At 40.2% G+C, this 18,913-nt stretch carries 23 protein-coding genes and 4 pseudogenes; 11 read left to right on the top strand and 16 right to left on the bottom strand.

Annotation, left to right across the window (positions count from 1 at the left end; translation table 11 throughout):
- Nucleotides 1–91: 91 nt before the first annotated feature.
- From ACWGXJ_RS13715 to ACWGXJ_RS13730, 4 genes are all read right to left on the bottom strand, one after another.
- On the bottom strand, nt 92–886 hold the full coding sequence (locus ACWGXJ_RS13715) for an HAD family hydrolase (protein WP_341163665.1): 795 nt from the start codon (nt 884–886) through the stop codon (nt 92–94).
- A gap of 155 nt (nt 887–1,041) precedes the next feature.
- Nucleotides 1,042–1,551, bottom strand: a complete 510-nt coding sequence (locus tag ACWGXJ_RS13720; RefSeq protein WP_452566960.1) for a hypothetical protein — start codon at nt 1,549–1,551, stop codon at nt 1,042–1,044.
- Between the two features lie 120 nt (nt 1,552–1,671).
- Entirely contained in the window at nt 1,672–1,878 is a 207-nt protein-coding gene (locus ACWGXJ_RS13725) for a DUF896 domain-containing protein (RefSeq protein WP_013310543.1), read from the bottom strand.
- Nucleotides 1,879–1,986: 108 nt separating this feature from the next.
- Complete coding sequence (locus tag ACWGXJ_RS13730; protein WP_452567907.1) at nt 1,987–2,355, bottom strand: LysM peptidoglycan-binding domain-containing protein; 369 nt, start codon at nt 2,353–2,355, stop codon at nt 1,987–1,989.
- Between the two features lie 188 nt (nt 2,356–2,543).
- Here ACWGXJ_RS13730 and lexA point away from each other — a divergent pair, with 188 nt between their 5' ends.
- From lexA to ACWGXJ_RS13755, 5 genes are all read left to right on the top strand, one after another.
- Complete coding sequence (gene lexA, locus ACWGXJ_RS13735; protein WP_013310545.1) at nt 2,544–3,170, top strand: transcriptional repressor LexA; 627 nt, start codon at nt 2,544–2,546, stop codon at nt 3,168–3,170.
- 274 nt (nt 3,171–3,444) lie between these two features.
- Nucleotides 3,445–3,747 (top strand): hypothetical protein, encoded by a 303-nt coding sequence (locus tag ACWGXJ_RS13740; protein WP_452566961.1) that lies wholly within the window; start codon nt 3,445–3,447, stop codon nt 3,745–3,747.
- Nucleotides 3,748–3,981: 234 nt separating this feature from the next.
- Nucleotides 3,982–4,146 carry a hypothetical protein gene (locus tag ACWGXJ_RS13745; RefSeq protein ID WP_016821950.1) on the top strand — a complete coding sequence of 55 codons (165 nt, stop codon included), beginning with the start codon at nt 3,982–3,984 and terminating at the stop codon, nt 4,144–4,146.
- Between the two features lie 41 nt (nt 4,147–4,187).
- Nucleotides 4,188–4,328, top strand: coding sequence for a hypothetical protein (locus ACWGXJ_RS13750; RefSeq protein ID WP_165177052.1), 141 nt, complete (start codon nt 4,188–4,190; stop codon nt 4,326–4,328).
- A gap of 230 nt (nt 4,329–4,558) precedes the next feature.
- Nucleotides 4,559–5,098: a GNAT family N-acetyltransferase gene (locus ACWGXJ_RS13755; protein ID WP_452566962.1), complete on the top strand. Its 540-nt coding sequence runs from the start codon at nt 4,559–4,561 to the stop codon at nt 5,096–5,098.
- 218 nt (nt 5,099–5,316) lie between these two features.
- Here ACWGXJ_RS13755 and tet read toward each other — a convergent pair whose 3' ends face one another.
- Nucleotides 5,317–6,693, bottom strand: a complete 1,377-nt coding sequence (gene tet / locus ACWGXJ_RS13760) for a Tet(L)/Tet(K)/Tet(45) family tetracycline efflux MFS transporter (RefSeq protein WP_452566963.1) — start codon at nt 6,691–6,693, stop codon at nt 5,317–5,319.
- Between the two features lie 735 nt (nt 6,694–7,428).
- On the opposite strand from tet, the gene ACWGXJ_RS13765 reads away from it, so the two are divergent.
- The gene (locus tag ACWGXJ_RS13765; RefSeq protein ID WP_348622795.1) at nt 7,429–7,551 is read left to right on the top strand and encodes a hypothetical protein; all 123 of its coding nucleotides are present in this window, start codon (nt 7,429–7,431) and stop codon (nt 7,549–7,551) included.
- Nucleotides 7,552–7,904: 353 nt separating this feature from the next.
- Entirely contained in the window at nt 7,905–8,243 is a 339-nt protein-coding gene (locus ACWGXJ_RS13770) for a hypothetical protein (protein WP_452566964.1), read from the top strand.
- A 13-nt stretch (nt 8,244–8,256) separates the two neighbouring features.
- Here ACWGXJ_RS13770 and ACWGXJ_RS13775 read toward each other — a convergent pair whose 3' ends face one another.
- Nucleotides 8,257–8,688 carry a hypothetical protein gene (locus ACWGXJ_RS13775; protein ID WP_231109493.1) on the bottom strand — a complete coding sequence of 144 codons (432 nt, stop codon included), beginning with the start codon at nt 8,686–8,688 and terminating at the stop codon, nt 8,257–8,259.
- Between the two features lie 1,355 nt (nt 8,689–10,043).
- On the bottom strand, nt 10,044–10,796 hold the full coding sequence (locus ACWGXJ_RS13780; RefSeq protein ID WP_432421674.1) for a BclA C-terminal domain-containing protein: 753 nt from the start codon (nt 10,794–10,796) through the stop codon (nt 10,044–10,046).
- A gap of 241 nt (nt 10,797–11,037) precedes the next feature.
- Here ACWGXJ_RS13780 and ACWGXJ_RS13785 point away from each other — a divergent pair, with 241 nt between their 5' ends.
- Nucleotides 11,038–11,472 (top strand): hypothetical protein, encoded by a 435-nt coding sequence (locus ACWGXJ_RS13785; RefSeq protein ID WP_254349731.1) that lies wholly within the window; start codon nt 11,038–11,040, stop codon nt 11,470–11,472.
- Nucleotides 11,473–11,591: 119 nt separating this feature from the next.
- Here ACWGXJ_RS13785 and ACWGXJ_RS13790 read toward each other — a convergent pair.
- Nucleotides 11,592–12,951, bottom strand: a pseudogene (locus ACWGXJ_RS13790) (IS1182 family transposase).
- Nucleotides 12,952–13,164: 213 nt separating this feature from the next.
- On the opposite strand from ACWGXJ_RS13790, the gene ACWGXJ_RS13795 reads away from it, so the two are divergent.
- Nucleotides 13,165–13,386 (top strand): DUF6199 family natural product biosynthesis protein, encoded by a 222-nt coding sequence (locus ACWGXJ_RS13795; protein ID WP_043882525.1) that lies wholly within the window; start codon nt 13,165–13,167, stop codon nt 13,384–13,386.
- Between the two features lie 204 nt (nt 13,387–13,590).
- Here ACWGXJ_RS13795 and ACWGXJ_RS13800 read toward each other — a convergent pair whose 3' ends face one another.
- Together ACWGXJ_RS13800 and ACWGXJ_RS13805 are read right to left on the bottom strand one after the other, a co-directional pair.
- Nucleotides 13,591–13,746, bottom strand: coding sequence for a hypothetical protein (locus ACWGXJ_RS13800; protein ID WP_452566965.1), 156 nt, complete (start codon nt 13,744–13,746; stop codon nt 13,591–13,593).
- Nucleotides 13,747–14,347: 601 nt separating this feature from the next.
- Nucleotides 14,348–15,493 (bottom strand): annotated as a pseudogene (locus ACWGXJ_RS13805) (IS3 family transposase).
- A 227-nt stretch (nt 15,494–15,720) separates the two neighbouring features.
- Here ACWGXJ_RS13805 and ACWGXJ_RS13810 point away from each other — a divergent pair.
- Both ACWGXJ_RS13810 and ACWGXJ_RS13815 read left to right on the top strand, forming a co-directional pair.
- Nucleotides 15,721–15,924 (top strand): zinc-ribbon domain-containing protein, encoded by a 204-nt coding sequence (locus ACWGXJ_RS13810; protein ID WP_452566966.1) that lies wholly within the window; start codon nt 15,721–15,723, stop codon nt 15,922–15,924.
- A gap of 53 nt (nt 15,925–15,977) precedes the next feature.
- Nucleotides 15,978–16,841 carry a tetratricopeptide repeat protein gene (locus ACWGXJ_RS13815; protein WP_452566967.1) on the top strand — a complete coding sequence of 288 codons (864 nt, stop codon included), beginning with the start codon at nt 15,978–15,980 and terminating at the stop codon, nt 16,839–16,841.
- Between the two features lie 92 nt (nt 16,842–16,933).
- Here the strand turns inward: ACWGXJ_RS13815 and ACWGXJ_RS13820 are convergent.
- The 6 genes and pseudogenes from ACWGXJ_RS13820 to ACWGXJ_RS13845 form a co-directional block, all read right to left on the bottom strand.
- Nucleotides 16,934–17,130: pseudogene (locus ACWGXJ_RS13820) on the bottom strand (group-specific protein).
- A 156-nt stretch (nt 17,131–17,286) separates the two neighbouring features.
- Nucleotides 17,287–17,589, bottom strand: coding sequence for an excalibur calcium-binding domain-containing protein (locus ACWGXJ_RS13825; protein WP_452567908.1), 303 nt, complete (start codon nt 17,587–17,589; stop codon nt 17,287–17,289).
- A 3-nt stretch (nt 17,590–17,592) separates the two neighbouring features.
- Nucleotides 17,593–17,760 (bottom strand): annotated as a pseudogene (locus ACWGXJ_RS13830) (thermonuclease family protein); the annotation flags it as partial.
- Nucleotides 17,761–17,777: 17 nt separating this feature from the next.
- A complete protein-coding gene (locus ACWGXJ_RS13835) occupies nt 17,778–18,107 on the bottom strand; it encodes a thermonuclease family protein (RefSeq protein ID WP_452566968.1) in 330 nt (109 codons plus the stop codon).
- Nucleotides 18,108–18,187: 80 nt separating this feature from the next.
- The gene (locus ACWGXJ_RS13840) at nt 18,188–18,352 is read right to left on the bottom strand and encodes a hypothetical protein (RefSeq protein WP_452566969.1); all 165 of its coding nucleotides are present in this window, start codon (nt 18,350–18,352) and stop codon (nt 18,188–18,190) included.
- Nucleotides 18,353–18,465: 113 nt separating this feature from the next.
- Nucleotides 18,466–18,801 carry a YolD-like family protein gene (locus tag ACWGXJ_RS13845; RefSeq protein WP_452566970.1) on the bottom strand — a complete coding sequence of 112 codons (336 nt, stop codon included), beginning with the start codon at nt 18,799–18,801 and terminating at the stop codon, nt 18,466–18,468.
- Between the last annotated feature and the right edge of the window lie 112 nt (nt 18,802–18,913).

Raw genomic sequence — 18,913 nt, forward strand, 5'->3', positions numbered from 1 at the left:
ATTCCAATGTCTATTCTAAGGGGTGCACTTCACTGTAACAATCGAGCGAAGGGAGTTTTTTTAATACTCGTTTCTAAAGACTATGGATTTCTTACTTTAACGATTGAATAATTCCGTCCAATTCAGACAGATGCTTGATTTCGAACTTCGGCTTGATCTCTGTGGTATTGGTTTTAGCGTTCCGGTTCACCCACACCGAGTGTACACCTGCTGCCAATGCTCCTTGAATATCAGTCGTCAGCTTATCTCCTACCATTAAAGCATGTTCAGGCTCAATACCAAGAAGCCCCAAAGCATGCTGAAATATAGACGGATCAGGCTTGCCTCGACCAAAAGAACCTGAAATGACAACATGATCAAAAAAAGGAGCTAATTGAGGAACTCCATCCAGTTTCTCCTGTTGTAGATCAGGGGAGCCATTTGTCAGCAATAACAGTTTGTAATGTCCCTTCAATTGTTCTAGAATCTCGAACGTTTCTTCATATACATGTGGACGCGCGCGTCTTTCCGAAGCAAATTGGGTAGCCAGCTTTTCCGCCAACTTCTCATTATCTATCCCTAGTTGCTGGAGTCCTCTGCGCCATGATTCCTTTCGATAAACAGGGGCCAACTGTTCCAATTGGCGGAATTCAGGTTGCTCACCTGCTGTAAAATTCGCCCACAATCCTTCAAACGGGTTAATGCCGATCATTTGAGTAAAACTAAAGGTTTCATAGGATTCATACAAAGCGCGTGCTTCCTTACGTACCGCTTCCTCCAGAGTTTTCGGATCAACGCCTGCTTCACGGGAGCCTGTTTGGCATGCTGCATCAAATGCCTCTTCTACACTACGTTCATCCCATAAAAGGGTATCATCAAGATCAAACATTACCGCCTGAATCGTCATCTGAATTATCCACTCTCTTTCCACAGTATATGTACACCTATTTGCTCGGTTAAGTATTTGAATCGTTATGTGTGCCCATATTAAGCAAGCGGCCGCAGCATGTTATATGAAATAACATCATACGGCCTTTGTTAAAGAGCTACAGGCTAAATCAGTTATTTCTTGTCCACCTGTATCTGATTGGATAGCGCAAACTTCTCAAGTCGCTCTGCAATGGCATCCGTGTCATAGCGACCTAATGATTTTGTGAAAATGAAATTACCGCCCTTACCTTTTCTTTCAACGGTTACGTAACCCTTTTCAATCTTGATGGCTTTCATGTCCCCTGCCGTCATTGGACGTTCTCTACCACCTTTCAGCATATAGATAGTATCCTTTCCCACTTTCAAATAAGGACGACGGATGAAAAAGATAACAGCCAGCATCAAGTATAGGCCGAATACAAGCCAATCCATCCCTCGCATACCAGTTTTAGTCAAAAAGTAACTCATAAGCATGTACAATACAGAAAGACCAGCCAGCATAATTGGCACAGTAATGTTACGACCACGGAAAATATCCATTGCAGAACCTGCGCCGTTAATGGTTTGAATGCCTTGCTTTTTGCGCGATTTATTTAAATGCGCTGTGTTTTTGCGTACTTTTCTTTCAAATGATCGGGCCATCTCTCAATTCCTTCCCAGATATATTACAATAAAACAATTGCCTCAAAGCTGATCTATATAGATACCGAGAACGGTACCTAAAACAAAAGGCAAATTGCAGGCTTGGGCGCTTTAACAACATTAATGCTTCAGCCCGTCATTTCCCTTCGATGTATCATCGTCCACAAATTCAATCGTTTCAAGCTGCTGCCGAAAATTACGGCGAATGTTACCTAAATAAATTTCCCGAAGATTGGCGCGCTCTGTGGCTTCCTCTTCCGTCAAACCCTCGGATTTTGCTTTGCGCGCTAATTCATTGATGCGCTGTACCAAGCTGTCTATATCCAAATTGTGTCCCCTCCATAAAAGCAAAGATATAATACACTTTGACATGTAGAAAAGAGCTTGTCAAGGCTCCCGCATTACGCTCCCTGACAAGCTCTAATAGTCTATAGGTCAGAAGTTAGGAAGCTTGAGTACCTGACCTGCCTGTACTCCCCGATCCTCTAAACCGTTAATCCGAACAATTCCTTCTATATATACCCGTGTATCCATTCGTTCCGGTTTATGATTTGCGGCAATCTCCCACAACGTATCTCCAGGTTGTACGGTCAGTTTAGTCACTTCTCCCTTGGAAGCTGAGGGTGCCGCGAAAACCGTAAGTACACCTGCCCCTGCAATCCAAGCAACAATCACTAAAATAAGAAGCTTAAGTAAAAGACTATTAGTAATAATTTGCATAAAATGCGCTCTACCCTCTTTTCGGGTCTCCTGCAAATTTTCTGAATTCATCGGAAAAATACTTTGATAAGTGCTATATTTCATCATTGGCTGCGACCTCCAAACGTTTGTTCTTATGTTTTCACAATATAACACGAACATTTGTTTTGTTCAATAGAAAAGAGAACAAAGGTTCGCGATTATTTTTAGGGATTATTTAGAACTTATGTTTGTACGAACGGAGGTTCTATGCTATAATTTTCCCAAACGTTACTAAATGGGGTTGATACGGTATGTCTAAGATTTCGAGCCGCCAGCAGGCCATTCTTGAATTTATCCGCAATGAAGTGCGTCTAAAGGGATACCCCCCTTCTGTACGCGAAATAGGCGAGGCTGTCGGATTGGCCTCCAGTTCTACGGTTCACGGTCATTTGGATCGTTTAGAGAAAAAAGGACTCATTCGACGCGATCCTACAAAACCACGGGCTATTGAGTTACTCGGTCAAGACGAATCGGATAACAGCAACTTGATTAATTACTCCATTAGTCGTGTCCCCGTCGTCGGCAAAGTAACTGCTGGCCTTCCTATTACGGCGACAGAAAATATTGAAGATTACTTTCCTCTTCCCCAACACTTTGTTGGTGAGGATAAAATATTCATGTTATCTGTTGTAGGCGAAAGCATGATTGAGGCTGGGATTGCTAACGGAGACTATGTAATCGTACGTCAGCAGCAGACCGCTGATAATGGCGATATTGTTGTAGCTATGACAGATGAAGACGAAGCTACAGTTAAAACCTTCTACAAAGAAAAAGATCATATCCGGCTTCAACCTGAAAACCCAGCCTTTGAACCGCTTCGCCTGACACACGTCAGCATTTTGGGCAAGGTTGTAGGACTCTTCCGGGACTTCCACTGATTTCTCGTTCTTTCTTCCCCGTTATTCTAACCACTAATACAAAACCGGCTGCCTAGGGCAAGCCGGTTTTGTATTGTTATTATGTATCTCACAACTATTTTTTCATTTCAGCAATCTATTCCTATTGTTTCTACTATAAAATCAGCCTCCTCATCTCAAATAATCACCCACTGATCTTGAGCAGCTATACTGTTATGGGCAAAACTAATAGATCTTTCTTTGTTTTAGATAAATATGGTATATTAATTACTCATAGCTCTGTAGGAGGAATTAAATGAAAAAAATTATAATTTCAGCGTTCGTTGTGATATTTATCGCCATAAGCTGTGTAGTACCAACAATGGATCATTTGTATGCAGAAGAGAAATCACACATAACAACCTACGATCGTATTCAGTACATACAAATACTTATCCATTTCAGGTACTTAGAAAAGCAACTCGAAGCTGTAATTTCCGAAAGAAACAATTACCCAGAAGACAGCCAAGAATATAAACAGCTCTCTGAACAACTGAATCATATTCTTGCTCAAGAGGCGTACTACGAGAAAAAACTTAACACTCTTAATAGTAAATAATTTTCATACTAAACTGCATATTATTTATCTACACTATTAGACTCATGCCGACCTGCCTGTAACATTCTCCTGCAATGTAAAGTTGAAATGGCGAAGACAGGTTCGCATGAGTTTTTTTGTTAACCATTAGTAATATAGGTACCAGCTTCTTTTTGCTTTTAATAGATTTATGCTGATACATTACTATCACAATTGACATAGTATATAGCAGACCTAAGCAAAGGAGATATGCAGATGATCAGAAATAGAGTTAAAACGTATAAGCATCGCATCGGGAAAAACAGATATCTGGTCGTTAAAGTCTTTCAAGCCGCAGCTGCTAAAACAGGAAGCGGAAATGCACTAGCAACCAATGCCTTGAATATCAAAATTTCCAAGCGTAAGCATAAACACCACTAAGATTCATCCGTACCTTCATTTCCTTGAAGGGAGGTGATCATATGAGCAGAAGACATTGCAGACGTGATTTGAGAAGAAGAAGATCAAACATCCGTTCGAATCAAAGAGCCGTTGCGCGTGCAAGAGGTAACGCACTGGCTGTTAATCTGTTTAGCGTGAATGATAGACAACGCAGACGTTAATAATCGTTTTCAAGCAAAAGCAGGAAGGATTCTTCCTGCTTTTTTTGTGTTAAACGGTACACCTAACTACTGCTATGAATCGTTGAAGCAAGGGGACGAGATCGTAGAATATCACACATAGTTGAACAGTCGCTACAATTTTGCTCTTTTTATAAATCTAACAGACAGGAAAAGGTGGTTCTCTTTTAGAATAGTGTGCATAGAGAAATTAAACCAGGAGGAGACAAGCCATGATAATTAAAATGTCACTTTCGAATATGGGAGATTTTAAGAAGTCAAATGAGAATAACGGCTTTATTGTGTCAGGAAGGATTATACCTAAATACGAGAACGATAATTGGACATATATAGAAGAAAGTTTCCCCGAACCATATTTTAAACAGTATGAGGATGATGACGTTGACATCAGTTATATTGATGAACAAGGAAAATCTATTTTTTTATATTATGATGAGAACGACTGTGTTGGGCAAATTAAACTTTGTACTAATTGGAATCGCTATGCTCTAATTGAGGATATTGCCGTCGCTAAAGACTGGAGACACAAGGGAATCGGAGTAGCCTTATTGAGTAAAGCAACCGAGTGGGCTAAGCAGAATAACCTTGTTGGTCTTATGCTTGAAACACAGGATGTGAATGTTTTAGCTTGTCGATTCTATGCTAAAAATAACTTTGTAATCGGCGGAGTTGATACTATGCTATATTCTAACTTTTCCACAGCCCATGAAAAAGCGATTTTTTGGTATTATAAGTTTAAGCATTCAAATTAGCCTATCCTTCTGTAACAAGGCTGAATTTGAAATAATACCATCTTGTACGCACACTTTGCGTTGCTACATTTCCCACCTCTCGTAAAATCAAACTGATCAGCAAACAAAGCTCTGCCAACCAATTAAGATTAGCAGAGCTTTTGATTTATTTAGAGTATCCACTTACTTCAAACGTGAGGATGCGATCATTTTCAGCATGTAATCCTTTTCTGCTCTTATCAGGAATCTGAAACTGAACGTCTATATACAATAACAGTTAAAATCCCGCTAATTATAATGACCACTGTAAAAATCAATAACATATTGCTATATAAATAAGCAGATGGAAAATTAATGATTGGTATAAATTTTTGATGAATAAAACGTATTGATAATAAGCCTCCTACAACTGAAATCCCTGTTCCTTCTGATAAAAAGCTTATAAAATTAAGCAAGCTCATTCCTGCGCCAGCTTCTTCTTGTCTTAAACTACTTGAAACAATAGTGGATATTACTGTTTTAATAAAAGAAAGACCACCGAAAACAAAGACTATAATAATAGACATCAGCCAAGGTGTCATTTCAATAAAGAAAGCAGCTATCAAAAAGCTGACGGCAAGAAATGCAACGCCGACTGCTAGCACATGTAAGGAACCTTTCTTATCAACAAGTGCTCCTCCAAGGAAACCAAAGAAAATAACACTCATCGTTCCAGGAAAAATAATTCCACTGCCAATCATTGCGGTACTTAAGTGATGAACGTCTTTCATCATATAAGGGACCATAGAAACAAATCCAGCTACGGTACCAAACATAAGTCCGCCACAAAGGATTCCTATCATAAATGCAGTATTTTTCCCCAATGAAGGATCAACAAAAGGATTGGTTACTTGTCTGATATGCTTTAAAAAGATCAAGAAAAAAAGAATACTTATCACCAGAAAAGAAATTCTGTAAGACGTTGTATACAACATAAACATTACAATGCCTAGAGATATAAGCACGATTCCTGCAATGTCAAGTGAACCCTTTGATATGACTTCCTTTTTCAATAATTTTATCAGAAAGGGAACAGTGACAAACGTTAGAACAGGAAGAAGCAGTAAATGAGACCAATGAATATAATGAGCAATCATCCCACCAATAGCCGGTCCTATCCCTTCACCCATTGCTACGATAGACCCGATGAGGCCATATGCCTTGCCCCTGTTTTCTTTTGGGATATAGCGAGCAACTACGACCATCACAAGTGAAGGAAATGCAGCTGCACCAATCCCTTGTATAAATCGCCCCAAGATAAGTGTTGGATAAAAAGTATGTCCCATAAATCCAATTAATGATCCTATGCAATTCACTATGATTCCAAACAGAAGCAACCTTTTAATACCTAGCTGATCAGATAGCTTTCCGTATACAGCGGTTCCTATAGAAAAACTTAGCATAAAGGCAGTATTTACCCAATTTGTAACGGCTGGTGTTTTATTGAATTCATCAGCAATATCAGGTAAAGAGATATTAAGAACCATTTCATTTAACACACTAAAAAACGAAAGAACACAAAGCCACATTAAAATTTGGTTATGGCGTAAAACAGACTGTGAATAAGGGGTTTTCACTTTTGACCCTCCAGAAATGAGGGTTAACGTAGTTTATAGGGTCAATGATACGCTCCCTCTTTAAATTGTCCCCAATTATATTTATCACACTTCAAATAAAACGCCTCCCATACCTATTTTTTTCATTCTACCACCTTATCTAGAATGGGAAAAGATGTAATTATATATACGAATGCAACAATCCATGAATTACAATTTTAAAGTTTTTTCAGATCCCCTTTAAAGTTAATGAAGTAAGTAACGATGTAGCAATATATATCCGATCTTTTCCATCCATTTGTTTTAAATATAAAAAACAAACCACTCCATAAATAAGATACATTCAAGACATGAGTGCAGCCTCCTGATGTGTTATGCGCAAATTATATTCCGAGTACAAAAAATAAGCTCCATATCATTGGAGGTTTAATACAGCGCGTATTTCCATATGAGAAAATGTAATGATCTTTGGGTCACCATTCCAGCCCTCTATGATTACAATATAGAGCGTATATCGCTCTTGTTGTCCCCCTCTTCCAAAACCAGCAGACGCGCCTTTATGTCCACTACACTGCTACCTGTTTTCAACTCCAGTTCCTTCATGTTGGGCCCACGTCATTGCTCAGTAGAATAACTGTAGAGTATTGGTAGTAGCGTTTTGATATCGGGTAACAAAGCGCTCAACTTCTTTGTTACCTGTCGTTTTCCGTATACTATACAGATCAGAACAATGAACGATAAAAGAGGATACAACTATTGCGCAACAATAGCGGATTAGACGGTTGCCCAAGCGACACTGAACTTTTTCAGAAGTTTACGATGGTGTACGTGAAGCCATGGAAAGAATATGGGGGCGATATTCCTGAGCCAGTAGGATAAGACAAGAACTAGCAGTAAACTTAATGTGTGTATTCCTAAAAGCCTGTGTCGTCCAATGCCAAAAAGGGCTGCCGCAAATGTTTCCTTGAACCAGCATTGTCTTTAAAAACTTGAGCAAATGAGAAATTTACAATAAAATCCGGAGTTCACAACTCCGTTAACCCAGTCTAAACAGACGTATCCCAGCTAGTACCAGCCTCAAACAGCAGGTCATTCACCAGATTGATGCCAAGATGCCAAAGGCTGAGGATAGCTGCCACTTCCGTAAAACAGTTTCCAATTAAGCGTACAATCGCAGCACGTTAGATACATTTAAACTAATCAGGAAATTATCCAAGTAGGGGGAAATAACCATGGCATTTGAAGGTTATAGAGAAGACAAACGAGGACATTGGTTTGACTGGCCATTCCCCTTGTCGGTATCAATACTGTATGTAGATGCGGATGTAGACGTAGATGTAGATGTAGATGAAACAGAAACGAAATGGTACCTCATTGTCGAAGAAGAAAAACATTTGATCCGAATTAGGGATGAAAAGCAAATTGAACTGCTTCATCACTGCATGTATGGAATCTTGTTAAATGACGAGAAGATCAACTGGATTATTGATAAAAATGGCGGTAGATTTACCTATCACGACAGTGTGCAAGATTTCATCAAATTCCAGAAAGAATACCTGGATATATTCTAAAAGCCGTGAACAGTTAAAGGCTCTGCAGACCAATTAAGGTAACAGAGCTTTTAGCTGATCCTGCTTTAGTCCACTCTTTTGATTCTAATTGAATCCATCCATATACTTTTGAATCGGAGTTGATCTTTTGTTTTATCAGAGAAAGGTTCTCATAACTACTGGAACCGTAAAGACTCCCTGTTTTTGGGGCAATTTTTACTGATAACGTATTTTCTATACTCGGTGTATTTTCGTCACTTGTCCAGACCAACCGATTATAATAATTAGCATTAAAAGGATTTTCCAAACCATTAATTGAAAATTTCACTCTTTTCACTGTAACAGATACATCTGTATATGCCGTGTCATCTTTAAATATTACTGATTGTGATAAAACTATTTCTTGATTTGAAAAATTTTTGTAAGTGTCAAGTGTTACAGTTGCTGCATCTGCAGAAGCTGACAACGGAGCAATAACTCCTCTCCTTCTTTTAATCTTCGTCAATAAACATACAGCTTAATGACTGTCAAAGTTAGGGGAGCTTTGTCTGACATGAAAAATACACATTTCATTATGTGTCCTTTTTCGTGTCTACTCTAAATCTAAACTAAAATAGCTTCCGTTTAACTTAATCGACTCAGGAGAAAACTTCTCCTGAGTACCACAATAGTCTATAACCGATATTAAATCCTCTTCCAATGGCTGAAATACATATACTCTTACCTGGCTTAACGCAGCTGCAAATAATTCGATATTCGACTTTAACATTTTATATGCGTGGTTCATGCTGATCACCTCGAATAAGCTAGGGCTATTCTGGCTAAATCGCAAAAAAATCCTTCTATAAATATTCATACCATTCCGTGATTCATTAAAAATAAGAATATTCGACACATAAATATGAAATACAACAAACAAAGACAAGGAAATAGCTGTTTACTTTGCAGGGGCACTTCATGTTTGCGGATGCTTCTTAATTTACTTTGCGAAGAAACCAAGATCAGATAGCGACTTGACCTTCTTCGGCTTTTTATTTTCCACCTTACCACCGTGGAGAATGATTTCGAATTCCCGGTTTCTGTTCTTGGCCTTCATGAGCGCTCTAATCTTTGGAATGGTCATATTAGTCCATTCTGAATCAGAAATACCATTACTCACGCATAGAGCCCAAAGTTCTATCCAGTTTATTTTCCGATCATCCTCAGGAACCTCTTGGTCTTCTTCGTCGTAGGCTCATAATCTTCATCAGGTGGAAACAACTCCTTATAGAAATCGTTCTAAGAGGCCGTCCAACTGCTTAATCCCCTCTTCGTCTACTTTCTCATATTCTTCCTCTGTCAATCTCCTTCACCAACACAAAATTAAAGCCTTCCTTATGAAATGCCTCAACTTTAGGCCAATCGACCTCGACCCGTTCTTCTGTAGCTTCCCATTTTTCGCGACTAATCAAAAAGAAAATTTATATTGATTGCCGCTCATGAGTTGTCGTACCTGACATATCAAAGCAATAGTTCCGATTTTGTCACAACAAAAAAGAAGGTGGGAAAAGTTTCCCGACCTTCTTAGCATTCATATTTCTATGTCTGAATAATATCATCTTTTTTACAAAGTTATCCATTTCAACTTTGAAGATAGGCTTTGGAGTAGTGGTAGTGTTTAATGGATCTTATTACTGCCACTACGTTCTCTTGCCATGCTACACAATCTCCTCATAAATGCATCTGCTTACTATGAGTGTAATTAGACAAACTGACGATGGAAATCGTACAGTCTTTTCTAAGGCGGCTACATATAATGTTCTATATATCATTAAGAATGGCTTAAACAGTCAACTTTAATATAGTAAGAGTGGTATTGGTAAAGTTATGAAGTTGGGCTGGGGTTGCATTTGCATTTACCAATTGAATAGTTGTAGGAACGACCCCTACAGTAATAATGACTTCTGCCGAAATTGGTCCGCCACCGTTACCCGTGAAGGGAACAGGGGTAACAGGGATTCCATTTACGGTAAGGTTAAAGTTAGCATCACCTTGGTTATGAATTGTAAAATCTATTAGATAGCTCCCCGTTTCGTTGATTGTTATCGTTGTAGATGGAGGAGTGAAAGTAAATGCACCACCAACATTAGCTAAAACTCCTGTAAAGGTAATTGGTGAGTTACCCGGAACTGTGTCAGTTCCCGTACCAGGATCTGCTCGGAAAACACTTAAGAAGTCTGTTATCCCGGCGCCTGCAGGCCCTGCTGCCCCCGTTGCTCCTGCTGGTCCTACCGCCCCCGCTGGACCTGCTGGACCTACCGCTCCTGCCGGCCCCACTGGTCCTGCTGGCCCTACTGCTCCTGCTGGTCCTGTTGGTCCTGTTGGTCCGAGAATTCCTTGAAAACCTTGTAGCCCTTGCTGGCCTTGAGCGCCTGGAACTCCCTGTGGACCCGGCAGTCCCTGAGGTCCTTGAGGTCCTTGAGGTCCTCGGATCCCTTTAACAATAACTTTCGGTAATACTTTGACTTTTTTAACTACACATCTTCTAAATTTTCTCCGATGCATATTCTTCTGCCAACAATAATGTCGAAACATAATTAATGGTCACCTCCAAAGTCTAGTCAAAGTAGCATATTGTGCAATTAACCAAAAAGATTGGGCTGTTGACTTCATCTCGGGAAAATAGGCATAGGTCTGACCCTATCGTGTTAGCATTATTACAGCTCATCCTTCTGAAGCTTAATATCCAGTTCAATCAACCGGTCCAAATCCTACACTGTCTGTATTTTTATATTTCCAGCTTGCAAATCCTTTACCCAAAAAGGGAGATGAGATAATGACTAGATTGTTAGATGCTCGAACATCTCAAAACGCAAGTTACGGTAATACAATCTCTATTCCCTTGCCAGCCAATACACCCGTTGCCATTGCTGAGCTTGGCTTAGATGTAACGGGCGCAGGGGAAAACATGCGTGTACAATTATCCGGGATAGCTGAGCTTGCATTTCCTACCCCTCCACCATTCGACTCCGTTATTTCTTTTTCCATTGTTAGAGGCAATTTCGATTCGCTTGTTGCTTACGCCCTTTACTCTGTAAGTGTCTCCGAAGCAAACCCAAACGCTGTACAGGTCGTCACCATAGATGCTTCCGATTACAATATCCCTCTACCACCTTCAAATGAATTGGTGTATACCTTATATCTATTTTGCACAGCAGATGCTACCCGAATAGGAATAGAAAGTTTTAATGCTGTTGCCTACTCAGATTAAAATTGAACCATCCCATGGAGGGCAAAGCCCTCTTCAGATTGTCGAGAAACCCCGTCTTTTGAGACGTGGGTTTCTTTTTCTTTACATCATAAGGCTCTGGTCTCTGGAGAAACAGGGGGTTACCCCTGTTTCTTCAGGCGATCCAGGTGGATCGCCATCTTCTTCATGTTCTGCACGGCTGCCGTCATAAGGGCTTGTTCCCTGACATTTGGAAGACCGCGCAAACGGCAATAGCGAAACCCATGGAGCTCTTTGGCATCCGCGAAGCTTCGCTCAATCGTCTCTTTTCGTTTGCGGTACAGCCGTTTCCCGGATGGGCTTAGCCGGTTGCCCCGTACCCACTCTTTGCTGTCTTCCCAGACATGCCGAGTCACCACTTTGCGGTGGTTTCGAGACTGGGTACACTGGTCTAGCAGTGGGCAATGCTGGCACTGAGCTGGGTCAGAGGCATACTGCCGGTATCCCTTACGGTCCGTCGTTCGGTAGGGCAGTTCCTGTTGGGCTGGGCATCTATACACATTGCGTTTGGCATCGTATTCAAACTTCCATTTCGGAAACAGCCCTTGTCTGGGATGGAATCTTCGGTGAGCAATCACGGCAAAAATCTTTCGGTTTTGCAAACCTCGGCAAATCGGCTCGTTAAATAACCTGAATCTAGCGCAACAGCTTCTACTTGAAAACCAAAGCGTTCTCTTTGTCGATCCAAACGGGACAAATAGGGGACAGAATCATGTACATTCCCCGGCGTCACATGCACATCCGTAATCAAATTGTACTTCATATCCACTGTGCGGTGGTCCAGATAGAAGAAGCCTTCGGGCTTGCCATCACGGATCATATAGCCGCTGTCCGGGTCGGTTTTGCTCACTTTAATTTCTTTTTCTTCGTTCACTTCCTCTCGGGATTTTAAGGCTTTTTTCCGTGGTTTTTCCGGTCCTCCTTCACCGCTTCGTTAAGCTCGTCCATATAGTTTTTGGTATTCTGCAACACTTGTTCTTTGGTGTACTGGTGCCTGTTAGCATTGGCTTTGACGTGTGTGGAATCGGTGACGAGAACACGCCCACCCACCATTCGGTGAGAGATCGCCTGCAGCACAATTTCATCGAAGATATCTTGAAAGATCGTGGTGTCTTTAAAGCGAGTGCGACGATTCCAGCTAATCGTCGTATGGTCTGGAACCTTATCCGTTAAGCCCAGCCCCAGGAACCAGCGATAAGCCAGGTTCGTCTGAATTTCACGCTCGAGTTGCCGTTCTGAGCGAATGCCATAGAAATAACCGAGAAAGATCATTTTAAACAACACGGTAGGATCAATGGCAGGACGCCCGTTGTCCGCACAATACAGCGGGCTTACCTTCTCATGAATAAAGGAGAAGTCTATATATGTATCCACTTTACGAAGCAGATGATCTTGCGGTACCAGTTCTTCCAGAGAAACCAATTCAAAAGATTGCTGTTTGTCTCGATGAGGTCGCAGCATATCAACACCGTCCGTTCTACAATAGTTACCTATATTATACAACATTAACGCGGTGTCGTCTTAAATAAAATGAACATAAAAAAAGCTATCGAGACTTTCTCGACAGCCTGTGGAGGGCAAAGCCCTCTTATTTTTCTTCTATCTGTCCTTGAGAGACGATACTTTCCATCTGTCGTTCTTTTTTGGTATAGTTTACTTAAAGGGGCTGATCAAATGGGATTCATGCTTATTTTTATTGCGATTATTTTTTTCTCGCTTGGTATTTTAAGTAAACGAAATCCCACTTGGGGATGGCGTGCAAACGAAGCCTGGAAGATCAAAGGTGACTCTGAACCAAGTGATGCTTACATTGATGACATGAAATTTAGAGGCTCTGTTTCGATACTCTTTGGGTTCTTCTTTTTAACATGTGGACTTTTAGTTATATTCCTGTAAGTTCTACTATCTGTTTTCAATCCTCAAAATGCCCTTATCCAAAAGACACTTGCTGTTTAGCTAAAGCTCCTAAAATATCATTTAGCATATTTTCAAAAACAGAAATCTGTCTCTTATCCATAGTTTCCACTAATCGAACTTCCTTAATCTTAGACCGGCCTGCCGCTGTAATAAGTAGTAAAGATCATTTTTCTCCCATTGTATTTACTCATCTAACCAGTCACCCCTATAAGGAAGAACAATGTAGAAACTCGACTCGTCACTCTCGAGAGTGAATGCTTTAGAAGAGTCAGTATACCCGAGTGTAGTCACTTCGTTTTCTAAGACTTTCAAGACATCCAACACATACTTTGCATTCAACGTTAGTTAAAAATTTTTCACAGCCGACACTTATCCACACATCTCCAAAAATAGAGATGAATAGCATGGAGAACTATGAGTCTTTTACCGAAAGTCTACTTCAATAATATTTTTTTGTGGGGAGATTGAGGGGAGAACTAATTGGCGTCAAATGACGAATGGATTACCCACAAACAAAAAAATCCCTCAACGCTTAGAGCGCCAAAGGATTTCACATTTTAGTAAAGAGTCAGATATTGATCGCGTTCCCATTGATGCACTTGGGTTCTGTTTATGTACGACTACATCATATTGTTTCTTTCCTTCATAACTATAATGTATGCGGAGCATTAAACAGGAACGTAAGTTCTTATTATATCATTGCTTTTCACGGATCGGGGGACGTTTGGGGGGCGAGTTGGGGGACGCTTGTATAAGGGGTTACGAAATCCCCCAACTCGTTCCCCTCTTTAGTTTGCACATTACTAATGTTGAACTAAGCAGAGAAAATAAGCACTTATGTATAGGGATGATTCAGATGAAATGGATATATAATAAAAATCCTACTGTCATCTGGGACTGACCCCCGTTTGTGAGACAGGGATCAAAACACCTTTCAAGTTTAAGCAGCCTGTCGTCGGAAATCTACCGGCGACTGATTATTTAGTTTCGTTTGAATCCGAATTGAGTTATAGTAGGTGACGTAGTCTCGAACGGTCTGTACAACGATTGCAGTCGTTGTACAGATGAGATCTTCGAGGTAGAACGTTTCAGACTTTAGTGTGGAATGAAACGATTCGATGGGGGCATTATCAGCGGGCGTTCCTTTTCGGGACATGCTCATGGTAATGCCTTTTCCCTTTACTGCAGCTTGATAAGCCTGTGACGTATATACGCTTCCTTGGTCGCTATGAAGCAGCATGCTTGTCCGTTTTGGAAGTTGATTCAGCGTATCCAAAACCAAGGACGTGTCTTGCTTGTCCGCTATACTGTAAGCCACAATCTCCCCATTGTACAGATCTAGAATGCTAGAGAAGTACAACATTTTTCCGCCAAACGGTAAATAGGTGATGTCCGTGACGAGCTTTTGCAGGGGCGCCTCTGCATGGAATTGCCGCTTCAGCAGATTTTCTGCCGGATAAGCGGGCTGCCCAGTGATCTTTCGTTTTTTCATCCTCACGCGGCACTGTAACCCCTCACGCTGCATAATCCGCTGAACCCGTTTGTGATTCATTCTTTGCTCTGCCCGAAGGAGTGCGGTGATTTTCCGGTAACCATACCGAAATTTATGATGGATGCAAAGCCCCCGGATTTTCTCCACCGTAGCATCTGTGTGCTCTGTCTTCACGGCTGCTTTCCAGCGGTAGTAGGTCGCTCTTGCGATCCCGAGCCATGTACAAGCCTCAGACACCGTCACTTCGTCTCGAATGGATTCGACCCAAGCAACGGCAACTTCTGGTTCCACCTCCTTTCCAGTTCCTTGTACTTTTTTAGTAGGTCCAATTGCTGCTTCAGGAATCGGTTCTCCGCCTTTACTTTTTCAAGCTCCGAAGAGTGCTCCGGACCTTTTCCGTAGCTGTATTGTTTACCCACAGGTTGCTCCAGACGATGTACTTCGCCTTTTCGATACCACCTCATCCATGTTTTTAGTTTGTGTCTTATTCCGTATTCCCAACTGCTCCATAACCTCTCTTACCGGAACTCTTGCCAATCTCATTTCAATAGCTTTCATCTTCACTTCTACTGGATAGCTAACTCTCGTTGCCAACGTAAAAACACCTCCAAGGTTATCTCCATATCTTACGACATGGCTTGATTCTCTTGAAGGTGTTTTGATTTGTCTCACGTTATGGGGTCAGTTCCTCTAGCACTTTTGAGGACAATATGCCTTTATAGTAAAACTGATATATAGAAAGATATTCCTATATCTGATAAAGTAAATTTGTAAAGGATATTAACTAGTACCTTTGTTACAGGAAGGCAGGATTAACTGAAATGACTTGTGAAAAATGTGGAAAAGAAATACCAGAAGAAAGCTCATTCTGTAATCACTGTGGAAAGGAAGTATCTGTTAATATTTTACCGCAGAAAAAAACATCCGAAATAAAGAATAATGATCTTATTCCTAAGAAGAGATCGGCTATAGGAAGAAAGTTATTATTTCAATTGCTTCATTCCTTATTCTGTGCCTTATTATAGTTGGATGTTTTATTATAAATCCCTACGTCCGTTATTTTCAGGCCAAGTCATTAATGAGTAATGGAGAATTTGACAAAGCGATTCAAGCTTTTACCAAATTGGATAAATTCAAGGACTCTAATGAAATGATTGACGAAGTCAAGTATCTCAAAGCAAAATACCTGTTAAATAATAAAGAATACGAAACAGCAGCTCAAATGTTTATAAATTTAGTTAACTACAAAGATAGTATGAAGTTAAAAACAGAGTCAAAATATCTATTTGCAAAGCAAAACGTTTTTAATGATAACTACGCTTCAGCAATCGAAATACTTGAGCTAATCCAAGAATATAAAGACTCCTTTGAATTATTGAAGGAGGCGAATTACCGAGAAGGCATAAACCAATTCGACACGTTTCATTTTAAGGAAGCGACGAAGCTATTCACTGCCAGCGGTAACTATCTAGACTCAAAAGGGTATCTGGCTCAAGCATTTATGCTAGATCATTTCCAAGGAATTTGGAAAGAAGAATCTGGCTATGAAAATCTGACTTTTAAAAATGGAGAAGTAACCAAAGTAATGTTTCCTAATTCACAGGATAAAAGCACTTATACCTGGCCAACCACTCTCGTCGGCAATGAATTGCATGCTGACAACGGCACAATATATTATCTCAAGAATGATAATCTTATTGCGAAAGACGAGAGCCTTGGCACGAACTCTTTTTTCAAGGTTGGAAATTACGAGGATATCCCACCAGAGAAGCTCACTCCCCAAATTGGTATGACTGAACAGGAAGTTATAGACTCTAAGTGGGGACTTCCAAAACACGTAAACAAAACTACTACTGCATATGGTGTAAATGAACAATGGGTCTATGATCGATATAAGTACATCTATTTCGAAAATGGATTCGTAACAGCAATTCAAGATTAAGCCTCGTGTGTAGCCTTCGGTTTTTCTTGAAGGCTCCTTGTTTTTCTCCTCTAGTTAAAAATAACATATTGAAACTCAAACCTTTTAATATTTCATTGCTCCAAAATCCATTGTTCTAAGAAGGCTCTCGTTTCACGAGCTGGAAAATACCATTTTTTCCCTATTTTACGTTTGATAAATCTCGGATCGTAAAAAAAGGTATCGAGTATTGCATTCCAACTCATACAAGTTCTCTTCTTTAACTCTTCGTATCCCAAAATACATATTTAGCATCAACTACTTCCACCAAGTCCGAATTTTTCTTCTATCTAAGTTCTTTCGCTTTCTTTTCATCTATACTAATCTCAATCAATATTCTCATCCCTCTTTTTGTAGATTGCAAAGCTAATTAATGAAAGCATAAAAATTCCTCGGATATGCACCGAGGAATAGTTTTTAACAAAGATTATCTTTCACAAGCTACTCCATCACCATCACGCTCCAGCTTCCTACTGTAACCTGGTTCACCTTCATAAATTGGATCGGCACCAGCAGCACGAACCGCAGAGCAGTTTTTATAGTATACATTGCTTGATGATTCTCTTGGTTCAGAATAAGTTTGGACGACTTCCTTTTTAGGAGTAACTACTTTAGGCTTAGATTCTTTTACACTTGAATCATTACTTTTAGATTCAGTCTTTGCAGTTGCCTTTTGAGCTGCCTTCTGATTGAATCCATCTTCTTGTGCATAGTTTTCAATACTCCAGATACCTGTTGCATTTTTTTGAGCGGTCGTTTGAATCTTCTTAAATTGATCGACGTATTTAACGTTTGGTGGTTTTATGTAGGCCACCCGAGCATACCCTTTCTCAATTAACATTTCATTTAACATTTTATCTCCAACCCATACATAACCAAGTAGACGACCATACTTATCTCGTTCTGAAACATCAAGCTCTAGGAAAGATTACCCTGCTTTAATTGCTTCAGCGTAAAAGCCGAAGCTTCTTTTGCGAACGGTTGGACTGGTGTACCCTGTTTTACGCTTTCTGGCGTATCTACTAGGAGTAGTCGAATCTTTTCCTCTTTCCCTTGAACTGATGCTTTAAATGTATCTCCATCCGTTCCCGCTATTAAAGTTATAGGAATACGTTTTGGTTGTTCAGAATCCGCCTTTTCGTTAGATGCTGAGGTAGAAACAATGTTTGAAGTTTGCTCAGATTTAGTTGTAGTAGGTACCACAGAAGTTTGTTCTACTTTAGCTGGAACAGCTGGTGCTTTATTCACTAATTCCTGCTGCTTAACATTCGTTAGATTCCCGATGAACGCTAAAAAGAAAATCCCGGCAAGTGAAAATAAAACTATGGCTAGTTTACTCTTTGATTTTCTCTCTTAGCATTCTGATATTTTTTATACCCCCAGTAACCAAGCCCTCCCGCGATAATCAGCAATCCTAAATATTTAATAATCGCAACAACTACAATTAATGCAAAGATAATTCCTATGATCTTTCCCTTTCCATTACTTCTCATGATATCCCTCTAGGTATTTAGTTCTAGGATAAATATACCATGAATATTTTCCAATATATATACTTTTATTACAAAAATCGCACGATTATTTTGCTATTCTCTAGATTTACCCGCTAGAAACTTGCTGAAATGATATCCTCCAACTTGATCCAACTAAAATCATCCTCGCCACGAAACAGTTTTACTTCCCTGCGAGCAGTATTTATAGAAGTGATTACACCTGTGAGTTCTTCGTCATCGAACGGGCTAAAAACCACCAGTGTTATAGGTTGACGTGTGTTGTAGGACTCTATAGGCGCTTGCTCGATCAACCGGACTTCCTGATCATCAAGTTCCGGCTTGCCTCTCCGCTGACGGTCTTTCATGAGTTTTAAGTATGCTTCCTTGTGTTCTGGTATGATAATCCGGCTGCTTTCCCATAACCCGTTACCTTCTAATTTTTTCGACATGTATGTAGCCTCCTGATGTTTTATGTAGAAATTATATTCCGAACATACGTTCTAGACAAGACCTTTCGCGTTCTGAATCCAAAACTTTTGTACTAGAAAATTATTCCTAGGT

The organism is Paenibacillus sp. S33 (assembly GCF_053615415.1).